Below are 22,037 nucleotides of genomic sequence, written 5' to 3'. Positions count from 1 at the left end.
TCTCCGCGAGGGAGGTGACAGAGGACTCGCGGAGACTCCCCCTCACCCGAATTGCTTCGCAATTCGACCTCTCCCCGCAGGCGGGGAGAGGTGAACCAAGCCTCGCATGCCGCGGCATGCAACACTAACCCGGACCGCCGATGGCCTTTTATGTCGTACAGTTTCTGACCGGTCTCGCCAGCGCGGCGTCGCTGTTTCTGGTGGCCTCGGGTCTGTCGATCATCTTCGGCGTGACGCGGATCGTGAATTTCGCGCATGGCGCCTTCTACATGATTGGCGCCTACATCGCCTTCACGCTGACCGAGCGCCTGTCCGGCGCGTTCGGCTTCTGGGGCAGCATCGTGCTCGCGGCGCTGGCCGTGGCGCTGATCGGCGTGCTGGTCGAGATGGTCTTGCTCCGGCGCATCTATCATGCGCCCGAGCTGTTCCAGCTGCTCGCAACCTTCGGCCTGACGCTGATGGTCGAGGACCTCGTCGTGCTGATCTGGGGACCTGACGATCTCGTCGGTCGCCGCGCGCCGGGCTTCAAGGCCGCGATCGATTTCTTCGGCCAGAACATCCCAAGCTACGACCTGTTCCTGATCGTGCTCGGGCCGGTCGTGCTCGGCATCCTCTGGCTGTTGTTCCAGCGCACGCGCTGGGGAGTACTGGTGCGCGCCGCGACGCAGGATCGCGACATGGTCGCGGCGCTCGGCGTGAACCAGAAATGGCTGTTCACGTCGGTGTTCGCGGTCGGCGTCTTCCTGGCTGCGCTCGGCGGCGCGCTCCAGATCCCGCGCGATGCCGTGCATCACGCCATGGATTTGCGAATCATCGTCGAGGTCTTCGTCGTGGTCGTGATCGGCGGCCTCGGCAGCATCGTCGGCGCCTTCGTCGCGGCGGTGCTGGTGTCCGAGCTCAATGCCTTCGGCATCCTGATCTTCCCGAAGATTTCCATCATCCTGGTCTTCCTGGTGATGGCGGTGGTGCTGATCGTCCGCCCCTGGGGCCTGTTCGGCAAGCCGGAGGCGCCCGCGCGCAAGACGCCGGGTCTCACCGTCAATCCGTGGCGGCCGTTGACGTCGAATGAGCGGCTTGCGGCGCTTGCGGCGCTCGTGATCGCGGCGATGCTGCCGCTGTTCGCCGGCAATTATCTGCTCACGGTCGGCTCGGAGATCGCGATCTTCGTCATCTTCGCCGTCAGCCTGCACTTCCTGATGTCCGTCGGCGGGCTCGCATCGTTCGGCCATGCCGCCTATTTCGGCCTCGGTGCCTATGGCGTGGCATTCCTCGCCAAGATGGCGGGGCTGCCGATGATCGTCTGTCTCTTGCTCGGACCTCTGCTCGGCTGCATGGGCGCGGCGGTGTTCGGCTTCTTCGCCGTCCAGCTCTCCGGCGTCTATTTCGCGATGCTGACGCTGGCTTTCGCGCAGATCGTCTGGTCGATCGCGTTCCAGTGGGTGAGCGTCACCGGCGGTGACAACGGCATATTGGGCGTCTGGCCGGAAAAATGGGCGGCGAGCCCGTCGAACTTCTACTGGCTGGCGCTCGGCGTCGCGGCGCTGGTGACCATCGCGCTGCGGGCCATGGTGTTTTCGCCGTTCGGCTACGCGCTGCGTGCCACGCGCGACTCGCTGCTGCGCAGCGAAGCGATCGGCATCAACGCCAAGCGCATCCAGTGGACCGCCTTCGTGATCGCAGGCACCACCGCCGGCATCGGCGGCGCGCTGTTCGCTTACCTCAAGGGCAGCGTCTTCCCCGACAATCTCGGCATCTCGCTCTCGGTCGATGCGCTCGTCATGGTCCTGCTCGGCGGCGTCGAGACGGTGTCGGGCGCGGTGATCGGCGCCATCGTCTACAAGGCTCTGAATATCTGGCTGGTCAGCCAGACCGATCTGTCGAAGCTGGTGCTGGGCGGCTTCATCATGCTGATCGTCGTCGTCTTCCCCAAGGGCATCGTCGGCATGCTGGAGATGCTGGCGCAGCGGCGCAGAAAGTCCTCGCCGCCGGGATCGTCCCTGCTTGCCAAGCCGATCGAGTCTGCCGAATGAGCGATGCAGCCCCACTTCTCGCCGTCGAAGGCCTGACCAAATCCTATGGCGGCATCCACGCCGTGCGCGGCGTGTCGTTCTCGCTGCGCGGCGGCGAGATCCTGGCGCTGATCGGGCCGAACGGTGCGGGCAAGAGCACCTGCTTCGACATGCTCAACGGCCAGAACAAGCCTGATACCGGTCACGTCCGCCTGCTCGGTGAGGAGACCACCGGTAAGAGACCGCGCGAGATCTGGCGGATGGGCGTGGGCCGCACCTTCCAGATCACCGCGACCTTCGCGACCATGACCGTGCGCGAGAATGTGCAGGTCGCGCTGATCTCCCACGGCAAGCAGCTGTTCAATCTGTTCGGCTCGGCGCCGAACTTCGACCGCGGCGAGGCCGGCCGGCTGCTCGAGCTCGTCGGCATGGGCGGCTATGCGGATCGTCCCTGCGGTGAGCTCGCCTATGGCGACCTCAAGCGGCTCGAGCTTGCAGTGGCGCTCGCCAACCAGCCAAAACTGCTCCTGATGGACGAGCCGACTGCCGGCATGGCGCCGCGCGAGCGCGTCGACCTGATGCGGCTCACCGCGCAGATCGCGCGCGAGAAGTCGATCGGGGTGCTCTTTACCGAGCACGACATGGACGTGGTGTTCGAGCACGCCGACCGCATCATCGTGCTGAACCGCGGCACGCTGATCGCCGAGGGAACGCCGGCCGAGGTGCGCGGCAATCCGCAGGTGCAGGCGGTGTATCTCGGCGAAGGCCTCGTCTACGATGCCCGCCACCGCGAGGGAGCCCCGACATGAAGCTGACTGTCGAGGGGCTCAACAGCCATTACGGCCCGGCGCATATCCTTTTCGACATCGGCTTCGAGGTTGGCGAGGGCGAGGTGGTGGCGCTGCTCGGGCGCAACGGCGCCGGCAAGTCGACCACGTTCCGCTCGATCGTCGGCCTCGTCGCGCAACGAAGCGGCCGCATCATGTTCGAGGGCAAGGACGTCTCGGCCAAGCCGACCCATGAGATCGTGCGCGAGGGGCTCGGCTATGTGCCGGAGGAGCGGCGCATCTTCACCGACCTGACGGTGGAGGAAAATCTCGAGGTCGGCAAGCAGCCGAAGCGTCCGAATGCGCCATACTGGACCCGCGAAAAGCTGTTCGCGCTGTTTCCCAATCTCGGCGAGATGAAGAACCGTCCGGGCGGCCGCATGAGCGGCGGAGAGCAGCAGATGCTCACCATCGCGCGCACCCTGATGGGAAATCCGTCGCTGGTGCTGCTGGACGAGCCGTCGGAAGGCCTGTCGCCGAAGATCGTGGAGCAGATGGTCGATGCCATCCTGACCATGAAGAAGGAGGGCGTCAGTATCGTGGTGTCCGAGCAGAATCTGCATTTCGCGCGGTTGATCTCCGATCGCGCCTACATCATCGAGCGCGGCCGCATCTGCTTCGGCGGCACCATGGCTGAGCTCGACGCGCGTCCGGATATCCGCGACGCGCATCTGTCGTTGTAACGGCAAAGGGAAGGGCTGCGAGCGGATGGCGAGAAGCGTCTCGGCGAAGAAGAGCATCAAAACGGCAAAACCGCCTTACGTGCTCGACGAGCAGGTCGGCTTCATCCTGCGCCAGGTCTGGCAGCGCCACAGCTCGATCTTCTCGCGCGACATCGGCACCAATCTGACCCCGACGCAATGGGCGGCGCTGTCGAAGCTCGCCGAGACCGGTGCGTGCTCGCAGAACCAGCTCGGCCGTCTCACGGCCATGGATGTCGCGACGATCAAGGGTGTGATCGACCGCCTGACGGCACGCGGCCTTACCGAGACGAGCCAGGATCCCGAGGACGGACGACGGCTGCTGGTGAGCCTGACGCGGGCGGGTCAGCAGCTTGCGGAGAAGGTTGCGCCGAATGCGCTTGCCATCACCCGCGAAACGCTGGCGCCGCTGGACGCCAAAGAGCGCGACACGCTAATGGCGCTGTTGAACAAGTTGCGGTAGCGACGGTGATCTGAACGTTCATGTCTTGCCCGGCCACTTTGCGCGATACCTGATTTCGCTGCCATCTGCGAGCCGCCGCCAGGTTCCGAACTCCGGCGTATGCGGCGCACGAGCCGACAAGTCGATCGGATAAATTCGGCTCGGCTGTCCTTCGATGGTGACCGCGAGTTGCCGGTGCGAGGTGCGAAACGCCAGTTCGACCTCACCCGCGATGATACCCTGGTCGCCATCGCGATAGAACGCGGCCGGGTTCACTTCGCCCGGCATGGTGTTGAGGTCGGTCTGCAATTCGATGGTGATGCCCTGCGCTGATGTCGGGACCTTGACCCCTGCAGGGAAACGGACTTCGAACACGAGGAGGGGGGTGGCACCGTTCCGGTTGAGCCAGGGCGTCGCCGTCGCATACGCATAGGCAATGTAGAGGCCGATGCCGGTGATGCAGAGCAGGGCGACGATGCCGAGCGACTTCAGGCTATTGCTGGCGATGCTGCCATTGCTGGTGTGCTTACCCGCACTCCCTATCAACCAGTTGGCGAGCACCGCGCCGGCGATCGCGCCCATGGGCGAGTAGACGAAGAGTCCCAGCAGGCCCGATGTGATCGGGTCTGCCCGGTTGCCGAAATCGACCAGGGAGAGCAGCACGAAGCTCGCGATATAGCCCGCCACCGCGGCGACAACGCCGATAGCTAAGCGTGATGAGTTCTTCATGTCTCCCTCGATGGTCCAGCGATGAACTGCCGCCGCCGAGGGCTGCCTGCGTTAGACGCGGTAGGCTGCAGACTTGTTCAACGCTTCCGAGAGACGATGCGGAGCAGTGCGCCGCCCCGGCTGCGTCACTTCGCCACCAGCTCCGGCACCCTGCCGGCCGGCGGTGTATTGCGGCTGCGCTGGGTGCGCACGATGCCGTCGATGATGGTCATGCCGATGCCCGGGAGGTCGCCGAGCTGCACGCTCTCCAGGATGTTCTTGCCCGGCGAGTGCTGGGCCTTGTCCATGATGACGAAATCCGCGGCGCGGCCGACTTCGATCAGGCCGCAATCGAGCTGCCGCATCCGCGCGGTGTTGCCGGTGGCGAGGCAGAACGCGATCTCGGCCGGCAGCTCGCCGATCGAGGACAGCATCGAGACCATGCGCAGGATGCCGAGCGGCTGCACGCCGGAGCCGGCCGGTCCGTCGGTGCCGAGGATCACGCGATGCAGCTCGTTCATCTCGCGTGCGATGCGTAGCGTGTAGAGCGCCGACCGCTCGTTGCCGTTGTGGACGATCTCGAGTCCGCGCTTGCAGCCCTCGCAGATACAGCGGATCTGGTCGTCGGGCAGGGCAGTGTGGCCGCCATTGATATGACCAACCACGTCGGTGTCGGCCTCCAGCACCACGTCCTTGTCGATCAGGCCGGAGCCGGGGATCGAGGGGCCGCCGGTGTGGATCGTGCTCTGGATGCCGTATTTGCGCGCCCAGCCGACCATCTTGCGGGCGGTCGGGCCGTCCTTGACGCCGCCGAGGCCGACTTCGCCGAGCAACTTGACGCCGGCGGCGGCCATCTCCTTGAAGTCTTCCTCGACCATTTCGCATTCGATCACCGGCGCGCCGGCGTGAACCTTTACGCCGCCTGGACGGAGCGTCCAGAACGCGCGCTGGGCGAAGATCGCCATCGCCTTGAGGCCGACCACGTCGCGGGGCCGGCCGGGCATGTGGACCTCGCCCGCCGAGATCATGGTGGTGATGCCGCCATGGAGCGAGCTGTCGATCCAGCCGATCTGATTCTGCCGTGGCGTCCAGTCGCCCGCGACGGGGTGGACATGGCTGTCGATCAGGCCCGGGGTCACCGTGGTGCCGTTGGCATCGACGACGGTGGTCGCGCCTTCGGTGTCGAGGTCCTTGTAGCGGCCGATCGCGGTGATCTTGCCGTTCTCGGCGACGATGGTGTCGCCGTCCAGGATCGGCTTTTCCAGGGCGCCGGACAGGATCAGGCCGATATTCCGGATCACGAGCTTCGAAGGTCCGGTGGCCTGGGGGGCGTCATGCGCCATGGAAGGGGCTCCTTATTCCTAACTGCAACGCTTCCGATCTTGGGCAGCCTTGACCGCGGGATCAAGCGGGATTATTCATTAGTATACGAATGATCGTGTACAAACGACGCATAGCTACCCGCCTCGGACCCGCATTGACGCGACACGGATAGGTGAGATGAGCAATTTCAATCAGGAAAGCGTTTTGAGCGTCCACCATTGGACCGACACGCTGTTCTCCTTCAAGACCACCCGCAGCCCGACTTTCCGCTTCCGCAACGGCGAATTCACCATGATCGGGCTCAAGGTCGGCGAGAAGCCCTTGCTGCGGGCCTACAGCGTCGCCAGCGCCAATTACGAGGACACGCTGGAGTTCTTCTCGATCAAGGTGCCTGACGGCCCGCTGACCTCCCGCCTCCAGCACCTCAAGGAAGGCGACGAGATCATCGTCAGCCGAAAGGCCACCGGCACGCTGGTGATCGACAATCTGGAGGAGGGGCGAAACCTCTACCTCATCGGCACCGGCACCGGCCTTGCGCCGTTCCTGAGCGTGATCAAGGACCCCGAGACCTATGAGCGGTTCGAGAAAGTGGTGCTGCTGCACGGCTGCCGACATGTGAAGGAGCTCGCCTATGGCGAGATGATCACGGAGACGCTTCCGAAGGACGAACTGATCGGCGAGTACATCCGCGAGCAGCTGATCTACTACCCGACCGTGACGCGCGATCCCTTCCGCAACCGTGGCCGCATCACCGACCTCATCACGTCAGGCAAGCTGTTCGCCGATATCGGCCTGCCCGCGCTGGAAGCTGCCCACGACCGTGTCATGATCTGCGGCAGCCCGGCGCTGGTGGCGGACACCCGCGTGCTCCTGGGTGAGCGCGGCTTCGTCGAGGGCAATCACGGCGAGCCCGCCCAATTCGTGGTCGAAAAGGCCTTCGCCGAGCGGTAAGCCCGCAGAAAGACCGTATTTTCGCCGCGTGGGGCCCGTTGCGGCGCCGATTCGCCGCTTGATACACTGTGGGAGCGAATCAGCGGAGTTCCCACATGGTTGCGGACAGTGACAGCCACATCGCCTGGCACCGGGTCCAGTTGAAGAAGAATCGCGCCGAGTTGAAGGCGCTGGAGACCGCGCGCTTTACGATGGGCGAGATCGCCTCGTCGAAGCGGAACGGCCAGACCCAGAAGACCATCGCGGAACTCAAGCGGAAGATCGCGCAGTCCGAGCGCGTGATCGCCGATCACGACAAGCGCACCCGCCGTCCGCTGGGCACCGACATGCAGAGCCTCAGCAGTGGCAGCTGGAGCCATTGGGACTCCTATACCAACCAGCAGCAGCGCAAGACCGGCCAGCGCTCGCCGGGGCGCGGATAGTCGCATCTCGTTCGCAGCCCTTGCACCGGCGGCGCCGCGCACCATCTGGGTGACACGCCAGCAACCAGTCCGGTGATCCCATGACGGTGCGCCTCGATGTCACCAGCGAGGCTTTCTTTCGCGATCCGCCCAAGGCCATTGCGACCTTGCGCATGTCCGGCCCCGTGGTCGCGACACGCTTTCCTCTCATCGGCGACGTCTGGGTCACCACGACCCATGACGCCACTGCGCAGGTCTTGAAGGACGGCGCCACCTTCACGCTGCGCAAGGAGGACGGCGACGTCGCCGGCCTGCGCTGGTGGATGCCGAGATATATCAGAACCATCGCCAACAACATGCTGACGATGGATGAGCCTGACCATACCAGGCTGCGCGGCATCGTGGACGAGGCCTTCCGCCGCCGCGCGATCGTCGCGATGGAGCCGCGCATCCGCGCCATCGCCGACGGTCTTGCGGACGATCTATTCGCGAAAGGAAGTCCGGCTGATCTGGTCCAGCGTTACGCGCGCATCCTGCCGCTCGCGGTGATCTCCGAGCTGCTCGGCTTGCCGGCGGCGGATCGTCCGAGATTCATCGCCTGGGCCAACGAGATGTCCTCGCTGACCAATGTCGTCGGCTTCTTCCGCCTGGTGTGGGCGTTCCGCAAGATGCGCGCCTATCTCGAGCAGCAGTTGCAGATCGCGCGCGAAAGGGGCGGCGACGGCCTGATTGCCGACTTGATCCAGGTCGAGCGCGAGGGCGGCCAGATCACGCCGGATGAAATGGTCTCGATGGTGTTTCTGCTGCTTGCGGCCGGCTCCGAGACGACGACGCATCTCATCAGCGGTTCAGCCTACGAGCTCCTCAGACATCCTCACTTGCGCAACTGGCTGGAACAGGACTGGAGCCGCGTTGGGCTCGCGGTGGAGGAGTTCCTGCGCTTCGTCTCGCCCGTGCAGTTCTCCAAGCCGCGCTATGTGCGGCGGGATGTCGACGTCGAAGGCGTGCGCCTGAAGAAGGGTGATCGTGTCATGGTGATGCTCGCCGCCGCGAACATGGATCCCGCGATGCATGACCGCCCTGATCGCCTCGATCTCGAGCGCAAGCCGAACCGTCATCTCTCGTTCGGAACGGGAATTCACTTTTGTCTCGGTCACCAGCTCGCGCGCATCGAGGCGGCTTGCGCGCTGGAGGCGCTGTTCACGCGATGGCCACGACTCGTTCTCGCCGTCGAGGCCTCGCAGATCCGCTGGCGCAAGCGGCCGGGAATTCGGATGATCGCGCAATTGCCGGTGATTGCCGACGCAGGCGAGGGGTGTCCGCCAGCCAAGAGCGATGCCGAGCGGCTGCTCGCAAGTTAGCGGGAACCGAGATCGACGTTCCCTGATGCCACCGCGAAACAAACGCGACGGGACAGGCGTTGGCCGAGTGCGGACAACAAGCGACGGAGACATCCATGCCCCATGGAGGCAAGACGCATATCGGTTCGGGCGCGCACGGCAAGGGCGCAGGCAACGGAGCGTTGACGGACATTCCCAAGGACAAGATCGGCGACAACATGATCCTGTCGAACCGCGACAAGGCGCAGCATTCTCACGTTCGCGGCATGGACAGCAAGTTCATCCAGACCGAGCAATATCAGGACCATTCAGCCAACCGACTGACGGACGACGATGAGGTCGAAGATTAGGCGCGTTCAGGAGCCCGTCGCTTTCTTCGCTGCGACAAGGTCGCGCTCCCAGCCGAACACGGAGCGGCCGTCGAGATCGGGCGAGGCCGCGCGCTCGCCGGCGATGTAGTCGCCGACCGACGGCCCGCTCGCTGTGCGTTCCAGCCGCCGCGCCTGGTCGTCGAGGCGCTTGATCGCCTGCATCTCTTCCTCGCGCCCGAGCTTGGCGTTCTGGATCGCGCCCTTCAGCACGCGGATGGTCTCGTCATAGACCTTGATCGGGACGGGATAGGGATGGCGGTCCTTGCCGCCATGGGCGAGCGAGAAACGCGCGGGGTCGTTGAAACGGTAGGGCGCGCCGTGCACGACCTCCGCGACCATGGCGAGCGAGCGCACGGTGCGCGCGCCGACGCCGGGCGTCAGCAACAGCTCCGGGAAATCGACCGGGCCGCGCTCGGCTGCGGCGGCGAGCGTGCCGTGTAGTCGGCGCGCGAACACGTCCTTGGGCCTGACATCGTGATGCGCCGGCATGATCAGATGCGGCAGCATGGCCTGTGCGGGCTCGGACGCGGTCCCGATGAGCCGTTCGAATTCGCAGACGATGCGATCGGGGCCGAGTTCCCCCAAGAGATCGAGCTGAGCGGTGCGCGAGATCTCGGCGCGATGGTCGGTGAGATTAACGATCTCGCCTTGCTGCGGGCCGTCGATCGCGCTGTGCGGCGTATCGACAAAGCTCTTCAGCGCCTCGGAATGCCAGTGATAGCGGCGGGCCTGCCGCTTGTCGCCGTTCATGCCTTGCTGCACCACCGTCCATTTGCCGTCGGCGGTGACGAAGAAGCCGTGCAGGTAGAGATCGAAGCCGTCCTGCACGGCCGCGCTGTCGACCTTCGCGACCAGGCGGCTGGCGCGAGTCAGCTTGGCGCCGTCGAATCCGACGCGGTCGCCGAGCTGCATCAGCTCGTCCGGCGTCTTGCGCGAGTGCTGACCCCGGCCGCCGCAGACGTAGATTCCGAGCTCGTCCTGAAGCGGGCCGAGCCCGCGCTTCAGCGCGCCGATCACGGAGGTGGTTATCCCCGAGGAGTGCCAGTCCATCCCCATCACGGCGCCGAACGACTGGAACCAGAAGGGATGCGACAGCCGCTGCAGGAATGCGTCGCGGCCGTAATGATGCACGATCGCCTGCGTGAGGATCGACCCGAGCGAGGCCATGCGGCTCGCCAGCCAGGGCGGAACCCGTCCGGTGTGCAAGGGAAGATCGGCGCTGCCGCTACGTCGAGTCATGAGTGCCGCAAACTAGCCCAGTTCGGCGACGGTTGCACCAGCGGAATGCTGCGTTGCACCGAGCGGGGGAGCGAAGCCGGGCGGGAGGCGTTGAGCCGGCTACGCGAATACAACGACGGGGATAGCAATGAATTGGCAGGCCCTCCTGGCCGACATCGACGGGATGCTCGGGTGGATACCGTCGTGGTTCGTCGGCCTCAGCCTGGTGATCGGCGCGATCCTCCTGGCGCTGTTGGTTTACCGGGTCGCCGTATGGTTGCTTGCGCGGGCCTTCGGAACCCGCCTTCCGCTCCTCAGCGTGTTCATCGACCGGACCTCCGGTCCTGCTCAGCTGGCTCTTTGCCTGGCCGCCGTCGCGTTGGTCCTGCCGCTCGCACCACTCGACGACACGATCCGCATGCCGCTGATGCGCCTGTTCGTGGTGGCCGTCATTGCCCTGATCGGCTGGATCTCGATCCGGATCGTCGACATGAGCGCGGCGCGGTACTTGCAGAATTTTCGCGATGTCACCGAGAATTTCGTCGCGCGCAAGCACGTCACCCAGGTCCGCGTGTTCAAGCGCGTCACCGACACCATCATCGTCGTCATCACGGTGTCGACCGCGCTGATGACGTTCGACTCCGTGAGGCAATACGGCGTCAGCCTGTTCGCTTCGGCCGGTGCTGCCGGTATCATCGTCGGTCTTGCCGCGCGGCCGCTGCTCAGCAACCTGATCGCCGGCTTGCAGATCGCGATCACCCAGCCGATCCGTATCGAGGACGCCGTGATCATCGAGAACGAGTGGGGCTGGGTCGAGGACATCGCCTCGACCTATGTGGTGATCCGGCTGTGGGACTGGCGCCGCATGGTGGTGCCGCTGTCCTATTTCATCGAAAAGCCGTTCCAGAACTGGACGCGCGACACCGCGTCCCTGATCGGCGTGATCGCGCTTCATGTCGATTATCGGGCCGACGTGCCGCGCATCCGGCGCTGGCTGGAAGGAGCGGTGAAGGAGTCAAAACTCTGGGACGGCGCGGTGGTCAATCTTCAGGTGATCGACGCGGATGCGCGCACCATCGAGCTTCGCGCGCTGGTCAGCGCGCGCAACGCGCCGCAATCCTGGGATCTGCGCTGCGAGATCAGGGAAAAGCTGGTGGCCTTCATTCGTGACGAGATGCCGGAGGCGTTGCCGCGCGACCGCGCGATCCTGATCCCCTCGGCGGACGCTGATGCCGATGTCCTCGGGAGCGTCATGCCGGCGGAGAAGGTGCGGGCCGGCGCGCGCAATTGACGCTTCGCTCGCTCAGCCGGCTCCGACCACGGCCGCCTCGGCCGGACCGTCAGCGCGCGGCCGCCGCTTGCGCAATGTTCGCCGCGCCCAGATCAGCAGGCCGGTCGACAGCAGCGTCAGCAGCGCGATCGACGTCACGACATTGAGCGGCGAGGCGATCAGGGCCGACCAGTTTCCCTCATGGATCAGGCGCGGCCAGTTGCGCGGCAGCGGCGTGAGCTCCGACGACGTGACGGCATAGGCCCGCAACTCTCCGCCGTCATAGAGTCTCGCCATCATGCGGCCGCCGCGTGTGCCGATCGAGATCACATGCGACAGCTCGTGCGAGGCTGCGACCATGCGGACCGCGTCGGGCAGGGTGAGGGGGCGACCACCCGCGGTCGGGGCAGGTGCCGTTTGAAAGGTGAGGCCGAACGCCATGCATAGGCCGGTCAACGGACTGAGCAGGATCAGCGGCAGCGTGAACCAGGCGGTGCCCTTGTGCCATCCCGAGAGCGTGTTGCGCAGCCGCGGCCATCCCATGACGATGCCGAGCAGCAGGACGATCACCATGGCAAGCGTGGATGCCGTCACCAGCCAGGCCTGGCCCATGAGACGCTCGTGCGTGAAACGCGCCCAGAGAAAGACATTCGACAGAGTTGAGCCGGTCGAGACGGCTTCGCCGGTAACAAGATCGATCGCCGGCACGTTGGTGCCCTGCAGGGTCATGCGCCGGCCGGCTGCGTTGATCGAGAGTCCGCGCGCCCTGCCGTCGGGGTCATACCGCTTCACCAGCTCGACGACACGGCCGGTGTCGATCGCGGGACCGCCAATGCCACTCGTTTGCACGAGGGGCTCGATGGACAGGATGAGGCCGGTGGCGATGATCGCGAACAGGGGAAGGGCAAAGACCAGAGTGATCCAGCGATGGAGTCGCAACAATACGGGCTTGCTCATTCGTCGTCCCTCGGTGTTCTCCAGACCGTGCTCGCGCAGAGCCGTGCAAAACACAAATGACGCTTTGTCCATATTGTTGCGTTGATTTGCAGCAACCGGAATTAAAGTGCGTTGAGGCTCTTCGTGCAGCGCGGCCTCACTGCGCACGGATGTTGGCAGCCTTCAGCACCGGCTCCCATTTGGTTGCCTCGGCGTGCATGTAGGCATCGAACTCCTTGGACGTTGAGCCGACCGGAGTTGCGCCGATCTTGCCGAGCGTCGACAGCACCTGCGCATCCTGCAACGCCGCCTTGAGATCGGTCTCGAGCTTGGCGACGATCTCCGGCGGCATCTTGGCCGGGCCGAGGACGCCCCACCAGACCGAGACGTCGTAGCCGGGGACGCCGGCTTCCGCGACGGTCGGAACGTCGGGCAACGCCTTCGAGCGCTCGGCCGATGTGACCGCGAGCGCACGCACCGGCCCGCCTTCGAGCTGGCCGATGGCTTCCGCCAGCGGATTGATGCTGAGCGGGATCTCGCCGGCGATGACAGCGGTCAGCGCCGGCGCGCCGCCCTTGTAGGGGATCGAGACGATCTTGGTGCCGGACATGTATTTCAAGAGCTCGCCGGCAAGGTGCGCGGACGTGCCATTGCCGGACATGCCATAGGAGAGCTTGTCAGGCTCCTTCTTCGCAGCCGTGAGGAGATCGCCGAGCGTCTTGTACGGACTGTCCTTCGCCACGACGATCGCGAGCGGCGAGGAGGCCACTTCCGTGATCGCCGTAAAGTCCTTGAACGTGTCGTAAGGCACGCTCGGATAGATGAACTGGTTGAGCGGATGACCGCTGGCGACCAGGATCAGCGTGTAGCCATCGGGCGCGGCCTGGGTCAGCGCCTGCGAGGCCACGATGCCGCCGGCGCCGGGACGATTGTCGACCACCGGCTGCTGGCCCCAATTCTTTGCCAGTGCCTGGGCCAGCGTGCGTGCGAGCACATCGACCGCACCGCCTGCGGCGTAGGGGACCAAAATGTGCACCGGCTTGCTCGGATAAGTGTCGGCGGCCTGCGCAACACCCGCCAGCAACAGGCTGGCCCCCAGCATCAAGCCGCCGATCGTCTTGTTCAAATCCAGCATTTTCCCAGCACTCCTTGCAGGCGTTCGCGTCGGTGCGGCGGTCTCCGTGCCGTCCCCGACGTCGTCATGGTTCTTGTTGACGAGACCTGATCTTTTGTACGATAGTACAAATCACATGGTACGCAAGCCCACCAGCAAGGAATCGGCCCGCAAGCCGAACATGCGCGAGGCGATCCTCGCCGCGGCCGAGGAGCTGTTCGCTACCAACGGCTTTAATGCCGTCTCGGTGCGCGACATCGCACAGGCTGCCGGGGCCAATCCCGGCAGCGTCACCTATCATTTCAAGACCAAGGACGGCCTGCTGCTGGAGATCTACCGGCGCCATTGCGGCCCGATGAACCTGCGCCGTTCGGAGCTGCTCGCGGCCGCCAAGCGCGTGCGCGATCTGCAGGATAGGCTGGAGGCGATCGTGCGCGCCTATGTGGTGCCGGCCTTCACCTCGGGCAGTGATCTCGCCGGCGGCGGAGCGCGCTTCACGCGGCTGCGCGCCGTGATGTCGGCCGAAGGCAACGAGGTCGCGCGAAAGATCATCGCGCAGACCTTTGACGACACCAGCCACGCCTTCATCGACGCGATCCACGAGAGCCTGCCTCATATTCCGCGCAAGGATATCGTCTGGCGCAGCCACTTCCTGCTTGGCGCGCTGTATTATTCGCTGGTGACGCCGGACCGCGTCTCGCGCCTGTCGCGCGGCGAGGCCGACGGCAGTGATCCCGCCAATGCCATCGAGCAGCTGGTGCAGGCGACGGTTGCCTCGTTCCAGGCGCCGGCGCTGGACCAGCCGGCGCGGCGACGACCGGTCGTCAGCAGCAAGACTTGAAAGAAGAAGTATCGCTTTCGGCGGCTCAGCTGGTGACCATCATGTACACGCCGACCATTCCGCCGCCCGATCCGAACACGCGCACACCGAATTTCAAGCTGCCAAAACTGTCCTGCGATGCGCATTGCCACATCTTCGGGCCGGGCGCGAAATACCCTTACGCGCCCGACCGGTCCTATACGCCGCCCGACGCGCCGCTCGAGGATTTCAGGGCACTGCACGCCAAGCTCGGCGTGGAGCGCGCCGTCATCGTCAATGCCAGCGTGCACGGCACCGACAATACTGTCGCGCTCGATGCCATTGCGCAGAGCAATGGCGCCTACCGCGCGGTCGCCAATATCGACGACAGCATCACCGAGCGCGAGTTGCGCGTATTGCACGAAGGCGGCTTCCGGGGCTGTCGCTTCAATTTTGTCCGCCATCTCGGCGGCGTGCCCGACAAGCGTGTGTTCGACCGCATCGTCGCGATGGTCACGCCGCTCGGTTGGCACATCGATCTGCATTTCGATGCGATCGACCTGCCTGACTATGCGGACATGCTGATCAGGCTGCCGCTGAGCTACACGATCGACCATATGGGCCGGGTGAAGGCGTCAGAAGGGCTCGACCAGCTGCCGTTCAAGATCCTGATCGAGCTGATGCAGCGCGACGAGAAGTGCTGGGTCAAGATCTGCGGCTCCGAGCGTGTCTCCTCGGCCGGTCCGCCTTTCACGGATGCCGTGCCGTTCGCACGAAAGATCGTGGAGACCGCGTCCGACCGTGTCATCTGGGGCACGGACTGGCCGCATCCCAATGTCAAGGTGATGCCGAACGACGGTGACCTCGTCGATCTCATTCCGCTGTTCGCGCCGGAGCCGGAGCTCCAGCAGAAGATCCTGGTCGACAACCCCGCGCGCCTGTTCGAGTTCGACCGATGACGGCGCTCGCGATCGACAAGCCGCGCGGGATGCATACGAACGAAAGGAGTGTTCCATGAAGACAGGTCTCGTCGTCACCGCTCATCCCGGCGATTTCGTCTGGCGCGCCGGCGGCGCCATCGCGCTGCATGCGAAGAAGGGCTATCGCATGAAGATCGTCTGCCTGTCCTTCGGTGAGCGCGGCGAGAGCCAGTTCGCCTGGAAGGAGAAGGGTGCGACGCTGGAATCGGTCAAGGCCGGGCGCAAGGACGAGGCGGAGCGGGCGGCGAAGCTATTGGGCGCCGAGATCGAGTTCTTCGACTGCGGCGATTACCCGCTGAAGCTCAACGAGGCGCATTTCGACCGTATGGTCGACATCTACCGCGAGCTCAATCCCAGCTTCGTGCTGACGCATGCACTGGAAGATCCCTACAATTTCGACCATCCGAACGCGGCGCATTTCGCGCAGGAGACCCGCGTCGTGGCGCAGGCCATGGGCCACAAGCCCGGCGCGCAGTACAAATATTCGGCGCCGCCGGTGTTCCTGTTCGAGCCGCACCAGCCGGAGCAGTGCAACTACAAGCCCGACACGATCCTCAAGATCGACGAGGTTTGGAAGGAGAAATACGAGGCGTTCCAGATTCTCGCCGCGCAAAAACATCTCTGGGGCTATTACGAGCGCGTCGCGCTCAACCGCGGCATCCAGGGCAGCCGCAACACCGGCGTGCCCATGACCTATGGCGAGGCCTATCAGCGCCTGTTCCCGACGGTCGCGGAGGAATTGGCATGAAGCCGGTCGTCGTTCGCAACATCGGGCGTGCCGATCCCGCCGGGATGGCGGAGTGCGGCGTCTCGACCGTGCACGAGGCCTATGGCCGCCTCGGCCTGATGAAGCCCTACTTGCGCCCGGTCTGGGCAGGCGCATCGATTGCAGGCCCTGCCGTCACCGTGCTGGCGCAGCCCGGCGACAATTGGATGATCCATGTCGCCGTCGAGCAGTGCAGGAAGGGCGACATCCTCGTGGTCGGCTGCACCACCGACAATACCGACGGTATGTTCGGCGAGCTGCTCGCAACCTCGCTGCAGGCGCGCGGCGTACGGGGGCTGATCATCGATGCCGGCTGCCGCGACGTCAAAGCGTTGCACGAGATGAGGTTTCCGGTGTGGTCGCGCGCGGTCTCGGCCAAGGGTACGGTCAAGGCGACGCTCGGCTCGGTCAACATCCCCGTGGTCTGCGCCGGCGTTAACGTCGATCCCGGCGACATCGTCGTCGCCGATGACGACGGTGTCGTGGTGGTGCCGAAACGCTACGCCGCCGACGTCGCCGAGAAGGCGAAGAAGCGCAACGCGGACGAGGGCGGCAAGCGCAAGCGTCTCGCCTCCGGCGAGCTCGGTCTCGACATGTACAGCATGCGCGAGGCACTGGCGAAGGCCGGGCTCGTCTATGTCGACAATCCCGAGGACGTCTGAGAGCGACGAGGAGCGGGCGGATGGATCGTCTCAAGCTGAAGGCCGTTCTGGGGAGCCACCCTCATGTCAAGGCGGTGAAGAGCGGTGAGCTCCGCTCCGATCTCTTCGATCTCGACTTCGTCGACTACACGCCGACCAACGCCGCGTTCAAGCCGATGGTGCGCGAACAGGCCTTCGACGTCTGTGAGATGGCGATCGTCACCTATCTGATGGCCAAGGCGCATGGCAAGCCGCTGGTGCTGCTGCCGGCGACCATGCTCGGCCGCTTCCAGCATTCTTATGCGCTCTATGATCCCGCACGGGGATCGCTCGGCCCCACCGATCTCGAAGGCAAGCGCGTCGGCATTCGGTCCTTCACGACGACGACCGGCGCCTGGATCAGGGGCATCCTCGCCAACGACTACGGTGTCAACCTCGACAGGATCAATTGGGTCACCTTCGAGGATCCGCACGTCGCCGAATATGTTGACACCACCGAGCGCGCGCCGAAGGACAAGAAGATCCTGCAGATGCTGCTCGACGGCGAGCTCGACGCCGTGCTCGGCGAGACCTCCAGTGATCCGAACCTGAAGCCGCTCTTTCTCGATCCCGCCGCCGAAGCCGCAAAGTGGTACGCCCGGCGCGCCGTAATGCCGGTCAATCATCTCGTCGTCGTGACCGAGCAGCTGGCTAGATCGCGCCCCGACGTGGTAGCCGGCGTCTATGATCTGCTCAAGCGAAACAAGGAGCAGATGGGGCCTGCGGGATCGCCCGATCTTCTTCCGTTCGGGATCGCGGCCAACAGGAAGCCACTCGAACTGATCGTCGACTATGCATTCCAGCAGTCGCTGATCCCGCGCCGCTATGCTGTCGAGGAGCTGTTCGACGAAACGACACGAGGATTGAATTGATGGTGGATCCGAAGCGCTGGCAGATCGGGCTGATCGGGTATGGCGAGGTCGGCCGCATCCTGGCCGAGGATTTGCGCCAGCAGGACATCAAGGTCGCCGCTTACGACATCAAGCTCGGAGGCGAGCAGGGCGCTTCGCTGAAGGCGCATGCGACGAAATTCGGCGTGACGCTTGCAGCCTCTCACGCTGAGCTGGTTGCGAAATGCGATTTCATCATCTCGGCCGTCACTGCCAGTCAGGCTGTTCCTGTGGCCAGGGCCTGTGCCGCCGCGATCAACCAGGGCACCTGGTTCCTCGATTTCAACTCGGCTTCGCCCGGCGCCAAGCAGCGCGCGGCTGCGCTGATCGACGGCGCGGCCGGTCGCTACGTCGAGGGCGCGGTGATGACCTCGGTGCCGCCTTATCGCATCAAGGTGCCGCTGTTGCTCGGCGGTCCTGGCGCACGGGAGCTGGAGGCGCTGTTGAACGCGATCGGCTTTGCCGCGAAGGTTGCGAGCGACAAGTTAGGTGTGGCCTCGGCGGTGAAGATGTGCCGCAGCATCATGATCAAGGGCCTCGAGGCCATGGTCATCGAAAGCTTCACCACTGCGCGGGCCTATGGCGTCGAGGACGCGGTGCTGGCCTCGCTCGCGGAGACGTTCCCCGGCATCGATTGGGAGGAGCAGGGCGCCTATTGCTTTCAGCGCGTGATCGAGCACGGCCGCCGCCGCGCCGAAGAGGTGCGTGAGGTCGCCGAGACCGTGCGCGAAGCAGGGCTGACACCCTGGTCCGCGCAGGGCACAGCCGAGCGTCAGGCTTGGGTCGCCGATCTCGCCGATGACGGGCTGTTCGGCACCAGGGGCACCGAGGAGTTCGCCCGCAGCGCTGATTGGCGTACCGAGGCAGACCGGATCCTGGCAAAGATCAAGCGCTGAGGCCGAACGCGCAGGCTCAGCTCAGGACCCTGCCGTCATCGCGATAATTCGAGATCTCGTCGCGGGCGAGTTCGATCAAGTCGACCAGGCTCTCCGCCTTGCGGACGACCTGCTCCTTGGCGGGCAGGGTGCGGAACTCCGCAAGGATCATGCGGATGCACTTGTCTGCGGTATCGAGCGTCCACAGCGCGCGCGTCATGTCGTCTTGCGTGTGGATGGCCGAGATATCGATGTCCGAGAGGACTTCGCCGATCCCATTCAATCGCTTGACGGCTGTTTCGGCGGGCGTGTTGGCCCGAATGGAGCGGTAATCGATGCTACTGAATGCGCTGAACATAGACGTACTTTCCAACTGAACGCAGATGGTTCAGTGCGCCCCTTAGTACAATCCAGTCCGCGTCTTGTGCACTGCGCTTGGCTACGGTCCGGGATTCTACCGGACTCGATTAGAGGAGTGGAATGGGCGTTGGAACTGCCACGAAATCGTCGAGGGTCGGCTGTGGTCCCGACGATTTTACCGCTGGAAATTCGACCGGAAGCAGGCTCAGTTCCCTGGCTGGAACAGAGCAGGCCGCTGCCGCTCAAATGTCTGCCGGCCGCTCTTGAAGCCCATCAGGATGTCCGGCAGCTCGGCCACGGCAAAGCGGCTATCCCTCGTATCGAGCACGATGAGATCGGCGGGATTACCGACCTTGAAGCCGTAATCGTCGAGGTTCATCAGCCGCGCCGGCAGTTCGGTCACGAGATCGAGGCAGGTGTCGAAATCGTTCACCGAGGCGTGCGCGACGTTGGCGTAGAAGTTCGCCATGCGCAGCAGTGAGGCGTCGCCGAACGGCGTGAAAGGGTTGAGCACATTGTTGGTCGCAACCGAGCAAACGACGCCGTCGCCCGCGAGCTTGTGGGCGAGCGTCAGCCCGCGCGGCGCGTTGTGGGTGGCCTCGCGCCCCATCAGATAGAGATCGGTCGCGGGCAGCACGGTGACGGCAATGCCGGCTCTTGCGAGTTGCGCGGTGGCAGCCTTCATCCGCTCCGGCGGCAGGGCCGAGAGTTTCGTCGCATGGCCGATCGCGACGCGTCCGCCGTAATTGCGCCGTTCGGTCTGCCGGCAGACCTCGTCGAGATGCCACCAGGAGGGATCGAGATCGAAGTCGAGATGGAGATCGACGTCGACGTCGAACTCCCGCGCGAGATCGAAGATGCGTTCGAGGTGGGCATTGGGGTCGGTGTCGGTATAAGGACAGCCGCCGATGACCTCGCCGCCGTCGCGCAAGGCCTGGATCAGCAGGTCCTCGGCGCCGGGGTCGTTGGTCAGGCCTTCCTGCGGGAACACGCAGAGCGACAGATCGATCGCCCAGGCGTAGTCGTGCCTCAAGGCCTTCACCGCCTCGAAGCTGCGCAGGCCGATCCGTGGATCGATTTCCACATGCGTGCGCATGCGCGTCGTGCCGTGCACGATCGCGCGCTCGAGCACCTTGGCGCCGCGGGCATAGACGTCCTCGACGGTGAAGTCGCGTTTCATCGCCGACACGGCCCGGATGGCGTCACCGAGACTGCCGTGATCGTGCCCGCAGCGGTCGAGCAGGCAGGCCTTGTCGAGATGGATGTGGGTGTCGACAAAGCCGGGCAGGGCGAGGCACCCGCCGATATCGACCTCGACCGCTTTACAGGCGAGCTTTGGCGCGATCGCGGCGATCCGGCCGGCTTTCACGCCGATATCGACGGGCGCGGCGGATGAGCGCAGCAGCGCGTTACGGTAGACCAGGTCGAAGGCGGGCTGGGTGGTCATGGCTCTTGCGAAGGATTTTAGAGCCATCAACCGGGATCGGCGGCTCCAGATTGTCGGCAGTGTAGCGAGGCAAATGTTCAAAATATATGCATGGATTTCGCGCGTGTGGCGGTAGTATTCCATCAATCCCGGGAGAACCAGCCATGTCCGTTGCCGTCAGAACCGAAGCTGCTCATTTGTCCGACGCCGCGATCGTGGAGGCCTATCTCACGGCATCGATGATCCCCGATCCCGATGCTGCCGCAGCCTATATGGCACCGGGCACGGTGATCACCTTCACCGGCGGAAACACGTTCGATCATCCACGCGGCCCGACCGCCTTCAACGCCAAGCGCTACCGCTGGGTCAAGAAGAAGATGGACCGGTTCGACGTCTGCCCCGGCGACGGCGAGACCGTGGTCTACAGCATCGGCACGCTCTACGGCGAGTGGAAGGACGGGACGCCGTTCGAGGGCAACCGTTATGTCGACCGCTTCGTGGTCCGTAATGGCAAGATCACCAAGATGGATGTCTGGAACGACAGCGCCGAGCGCATCCTGGTCCAGCGCGGCATCGAGGCGTAAGCGCGTCTCGTCGTATCGAAAGCTGCGATAGCTGCTAGGCGCAAGCACGTGTGGCAGCTGGCGCGCGCCTGCGCTATCAAGTTCCGCGTTTGCGCCCGGCATGGCGGCGCGAGTCCCCTTCAGGAGCCCCCGATGCGTCTTCCTACCATTTTTCTGGCCGTCTCATGCCTTGCGAGTGCCGCCTCGGCCGAGGATCTCACGGGTACGCTCCAGAAGATCAAGGAGACCAAGAAGATCACGCTCGGCTATCAGGAAGCGTCCGTGCCGTTCAGCTATCTCGACGGCAACCAGAAGCCCGTCGGCTTCGCCATGGACATCTGCCTCAAGATCGTGGATGCCGTGAAGAAGCAGCTGGGCATGCCCGACATCGCCGTCGACACGCTCGCCGTGACCTCGTCGAACCGGATCCCGCTGATGGTCAATGGCACGCTCGATCTGCACTGCTCGGCGACCACGAACAACGCCGACCGCCAGAAGCAGGTCGCCTTCACCAACACGCATTTCCTCAGTGCGACGCGGTTTGCCGCCAAGAAGGCCGCAAAGATCAACACCATCGACGATCTCAAGGGCAAGGCGGTCACGGCCGTGGCCGGCTCGGTCAACCTGACGCAGCTCGCCAAGGTCAATACGGAGCGCAATCTCGGCATCAATGTGATGCCGGCGAAGGACCAGGCCGAGGCCTTCCTGCTGCTTGAAACCGACCGCGCCCAGGCCTACGCACTCGATGACGTGCAGCTCGCGGTCGCGATCGCGCGCTCCAAGGAGCCGCAGGCCTTCATGATCAGCGAGGAGGCGTTCTCCAAGCCGGAGCCGTACGGCATCATGCTGCGCCGAGAGGACGCGCCCTTCAAGGCGCTCGCCGATCGTGCCACGGCGGAGCTCTACGCCAGCCCTGAGATCGAGGTGCTCTACAAGAAATGGCTGCAGTCGCCGACGCCGCCGAACGGCCTCAACTACAACGTCCCGATGTCGCCCGCCTTGCGCAACGCCTTCAAGAAGCCGAGCTCGAGTGCCGATCCGGACGTGTATGTGGTGAACTGAGGCCGGGGGCGGCAGAGTATCGCGC

General features: G+C 64.6%; 24 protein-coding genes. 17 read left to right on the top strand and 7 right to left on the bottom strand.

The genetic code is table 11. From position 1 onward, the window contains the following. Window positions 1–140 precede the first annotated feature (140 nt). Genes SE92_RS09505 through SE92_RS09490 form a run of 4 tightly spaced genes read left to right on the top strand, consistent with a single transcriptional unit; the run spans window position 141 to window position 4,000 of the window. The gene (locus SE92_RS09505; RefSeq protein WP_063195466.1) at window positions 141–2,030 is read left to right on the top strand and encodes an ABC transporter permease; all 1,890 of its coding nucleotides are present in this window, start codon (window positions 141–143) and stop codon (window positions 2,028–2,030) included. Continuing rightward, the gene (locus SE92_RS09500) at window positions 2,027–2,818 is read left to right on the top strand and encodes an ABC transporter ATP-binding protein (RefSeq protein WP_063195465.1); all 792 of its coding nucleotides are present in this window, start codon (window positions 2,027–2,029) and stop codon (window positions 2,816–2,818) included. Before SE92_RS09505 ends, SE92_RS09500 begins: the two co-directional genes overlap by 4 nt. Beyond that, the gene (locus tag SE92_RS09495) at window positions 2,815–3,519 is read left to right on the top strand and encodes an ABC transporter ATP-binding protein (protein ID WP_063195464.1); all 705 of its coding nucleotides are present in this window, start codon (window positions 2,815–2,817) and stop codon (window positions 3,517–3,519) included. Before SE92_RS09500 ends, SE92_RS09495 begins: the two co-directional genes overlap by 4 nt. Window positions 3,520–3,544: 25 nt before the next feature. Continuing rightward, window positions 3,545–4,000 (top strand): MarR family winged helix-turn-helix transcriptional regulator, encoded by a 456-nt coding sequence (locus SE92_RS09490; protein ID WP_063195463.1) that lies wholly within the window; start codon window positions 3,545–3,547, stop codon window positions 3,998–4,000. 18 nt (window positions 4,001–4,018) lie between these two features. On the opposite strand, the gene SE92_RS09485 is transcribed toward SE92_RS09490, so the two are convergent. Together SE92_RS09485 and SE92_RS09480 are read right to left on the bottom strand one after the other, a co-directional pair. Continuing rightward, window positions 4,019–4,708 carry a hypothetical protein gene (locus SE92_RS09485; RefSeq protein ID WP_063195462.1) on the bottom strand — a complete coding sequence of 230 codons (690 nt, stop codon included), beginning with the start codon at window positions 4,706–4,708 and terminating at the stop codon, window positions 4,019–4,021. Window positions 4,709–4,833: 125 nt separating this feature from the next. Beyond that, complete coding sequence (locus SE92_RS09480; RefSeq protein WP_063195461.1) at window positions 4,834–6,030, bottom strand: amidohydrolase family protein; 1,197 nt, start codon at window positions 6,028–6,030, stop codon at window positions 4,834–4,836. 157 nt (window positions 6,031–6,187) lie between these two features. On the opposite strand from SE92_RS09480, the gene SE92_RS09475 reads away from it, so the two are divergent. From SE92_RS09475 to SE92_RS09460, 4 genes are all read left to right on the top strand, one after another. After that, window positions 6,188–6,961 (top strand): ferredoxin--NADP reductase, encoded by a 774-nt coding sequence (locus SE92_RS09475; RefSeq protein ID WP_063195460.1) that lies wholly within the window; start codon window positions 6,188–6,190, stop codon window positions 6,959–6,961. A 95-nt stretch (window positions 6,962–7,056) separates the two neighbouring features. After that, complete coding sequence (locus SE92_RS09470; RefSeq protein ID WP_063195459.1) at window positions 7,057–7,383, top strand: hypothetical protein; 327 nt, start codon at window positions 7,057–7,059, stop codon at window positions 7,381–7,383. An 80-nt stretch (window positions 7,384–7,463) separates the two neighbouring features. Continuing rightward, window positions 7,464–8,723, top strand: coding sequence for a cytochrome P450 (locus tag SE92_RS09465; protein ID WP_063195458.1), 1,260 nt, complete (start codon window positions 7,464–7,466; stop codon window positions 8,721–8,723). 95 nt (window positions 8,724–8,818) lie between these two features. Further along, complete coding sequence (locus SE92_RS09460; protein ID WP_063195457.1) at window positions 8,819–9,052, top strand: hypothetical protein; 234 nt, start codon at window positions 8,819–8,821, stop codon at window positions 9,050–9,052. 6 nt (window positions 9,053–9,058) lie between these two features. Here the strand turns inward: SE92_RS09460 and SE92_RS09455 are convergent, their stop codons facing one another. Then, complete coding sequence (locus SE92_RS09455) at window positions 9,059–10,312, bottom strand: DUF763 domain-containing protein (protein WP_063195456.1); 1,254 nt, start codon at window positions 10,310–10,312, stop codon at window positions 9,059–9,061. Between the two features lie 127 nt (window positions 10,313–10,439). On the opposite strand from SE92_RS09455, the gene SE92_RS09450 reads away from it, so the two are divergent. Then, window positions 10,440–11,582 carry a mechanosensitive ion channel family protein gene (locus SE92_RS09450; RefSeq protein WP_063195455.1) on the top strand — a complete coding sequence of 381 codons (1,143 nt, stop codon included), beginning with the start codon at window positions 10,440–10,442 and terminating at the stop codon, window positions 11,580–11,582. Window positions 11,583–11,594: 12 nt separating this feature from the next. On the opposite strand, the gene SE92_RS09445 is transcribed toward SE92_RS09450, so the two are convergent. Together SE92_RS09445 and SE92_RS09440 are read right to left on the bottom strand one after the other, a co-directional pair. Beyond that, window positions 11,595–12,518, bottom strand: coding sequence for a PepSY domain-containing protein (locus SE92_RS09445; protein ID WP_063195454.1), 924 nt, complete (start codon window positions 12,516–12,518; stop codon window positions 11,595–11,597). A gap of 136 nt (window positions 12,519–12,654) precedes the next feature. Beyond that, window positions 12,655–13,632, bottom strand: a complete 978-nt coding sequence (locus SE92_RS09440) for a Bug family tripartite tricarboxylate transporter substrate binding protein (protein ID WP_063195453.1) — start codon at window positions 13,630–13,632, stop codon at window positions 12,655–12,657. A gap of 115 nt (window positions 13,633–13,747) precedes the next feature. On the opposite strand from SE92_RS09440, the gene SE92_RS09435 reads away from it, so the two are divergent. The 6 genes from SE92_RS09435 to SE92_RS09410 are packed head-to-tail and all read left to right on the top strand — an operon-like array spanning window position 13,748 to window position 18,622. Further along, window positions 13,748–14,452 (top strand): TetR/AcrR family transcriptional regulator, encoded by a 705-nt coding sequence (locus SE92_RS09435; protein WP_063195452.1) that lies wholly within the window; start codon window positions 13,748–13,750, stop codon window positions 14,450–14,452. A 32-nt stretch (window positions 14,453–14,484) separates the two neighbouring features. Next, window positions 14,485–15,369: an amidohydrolase family protein gene (locus SE92_RS09430; protein ID WP_063195451.1), complete on the top strand. Its 885-nt coding sequence runs from the start codon at window positions 14,485–14,487 to the stop codon at window positions 15,367–15,369. Between the two features lie 55 nt (window positions 15,370–15,424). Further along, window positions 15,425–16,138, top strand: a complete 714-nt coding sequence (locus SE92_RS09425; RefSeq protein WP_063195450.1) for a PIG-L deacetylase family protein — start codon at window positions 15,425–15,427, stop codon at window positions 16,136–16,138. Further along, window positions 16,135–16,818, top strand: a complete 684-nt coding sequence (locus SE92_RS09420; protein WP_063195449.1) for a 4-carboxy-4-hydroxy-2-oxoadipate aldolase/oxaloacetate decarboxylase — start codon at window positions 16,135–16,137, stop codon at window positions 16,816–16,818. Before SE92_RS09425 ends, SE92_RS09420 begins: the two co-directional genes overlap by 4 nt. A gap of 20 nt (window positions 16,819–16,838) precedes the next feature. Then, window positions 16,839–17,708, top strand: coding sequence for a substrate-binding domain-containing protein (locus tag SE92_RS09415; protein ID WP_063195448.1), 870 nt, complete (start codon window positions 16,839–16,841; stop codon window positions 17,706–17,708). Continuing rightward, window positions 17,705–18,622 (top strand): DUF1932 domain-containing protein, encoded by a 918-nt coding sequence (locus SE92_RS09410; RefSeq protein WP_198172595.1) that lies wholly within the window; start codon window positions 17,705–17,707, stop codon window positions 18,620–18,622. The genes SE92_RS09415 and SE92_RS09410 overlap by 4 nt, the downstream gene beginning before the upstream one ends. A 16-nt stretch (window positions 18,623–18,638) precedes the next feature. Here SE92_RS09410 and SE92_RS09405 read toward each other — a convergent pair whose 3' ends face one another. Both SE92_RS09405 and SE92_RS09400 read right to left on the bottom strand, forming a co-directional pair. Further along, complete coding sequence (locus SE92_RS09405) at window positions 18,639–18,959, bottom strand: hypothetical protein (RefSeq protein WP_063195446.1); 321 nt, start codon at window positions 18,957–18,959, stop codon at window positions 18,639–18,641. 207 nt (window positions 18,960–19,166) lie between these two features. Then, on the bottom strand, window positions 19,167–20,408 hold the full coding sequence (locus tag SE92_RS09400; protein WP_063195445.1) for an amidohydrolase family protein: 1,242 nt from the start codon (window positions 20,406–20,408) through the stop codon (window positions 19,167–19,169). 143 nt (window positions 20,409–20,551) lie between these two features. On the opposite strand from SE92_RS09400, the gene SE92_RS09395 reads away from it, so the two are divergent. After that, window positions 20,552–20,971, top strand: a complete 420-nt coding sequence (locus SE92_RS09395; RefSeq protein ID WP_063195444.1) for a nuclear transport factor 2 family protein — start codon at window positions 20,552–20,554, stop codon at window positions 20,969–20,971. A 132-nt stretch (window positions 20,972–21,103) separates the two neighbouring features. Next, complete coding sequence (locus SE92_RS09390; RefSeq protein WP_063195443.1) at window positions 21,104–22,012, top strand: amino acid ABC transporter substrate-binding protein; 909 nt, start codon at window positions 21,104–21,106, stop codon at window positions 22,010–22,012. Window positions 22,013–22,037: the final 25 nt, after the last annotated feature.

Origin of the sequence: Bradyrhizobium sp. AT1 (genome assembly GCF_001590795.1) — a bacterium.
In the GTDB taxonomy this organism is placed as follows: Bacteria; Pseudomonadota; Alphaproteobacteria; order Rhizobiales; family Xanthobacteraceae; genus Bradyrhizobium.
Note: the sequence above shows the minus strand (reverse complement) of the source record. Positions and strands in the feature narration are given on the sequence as shown.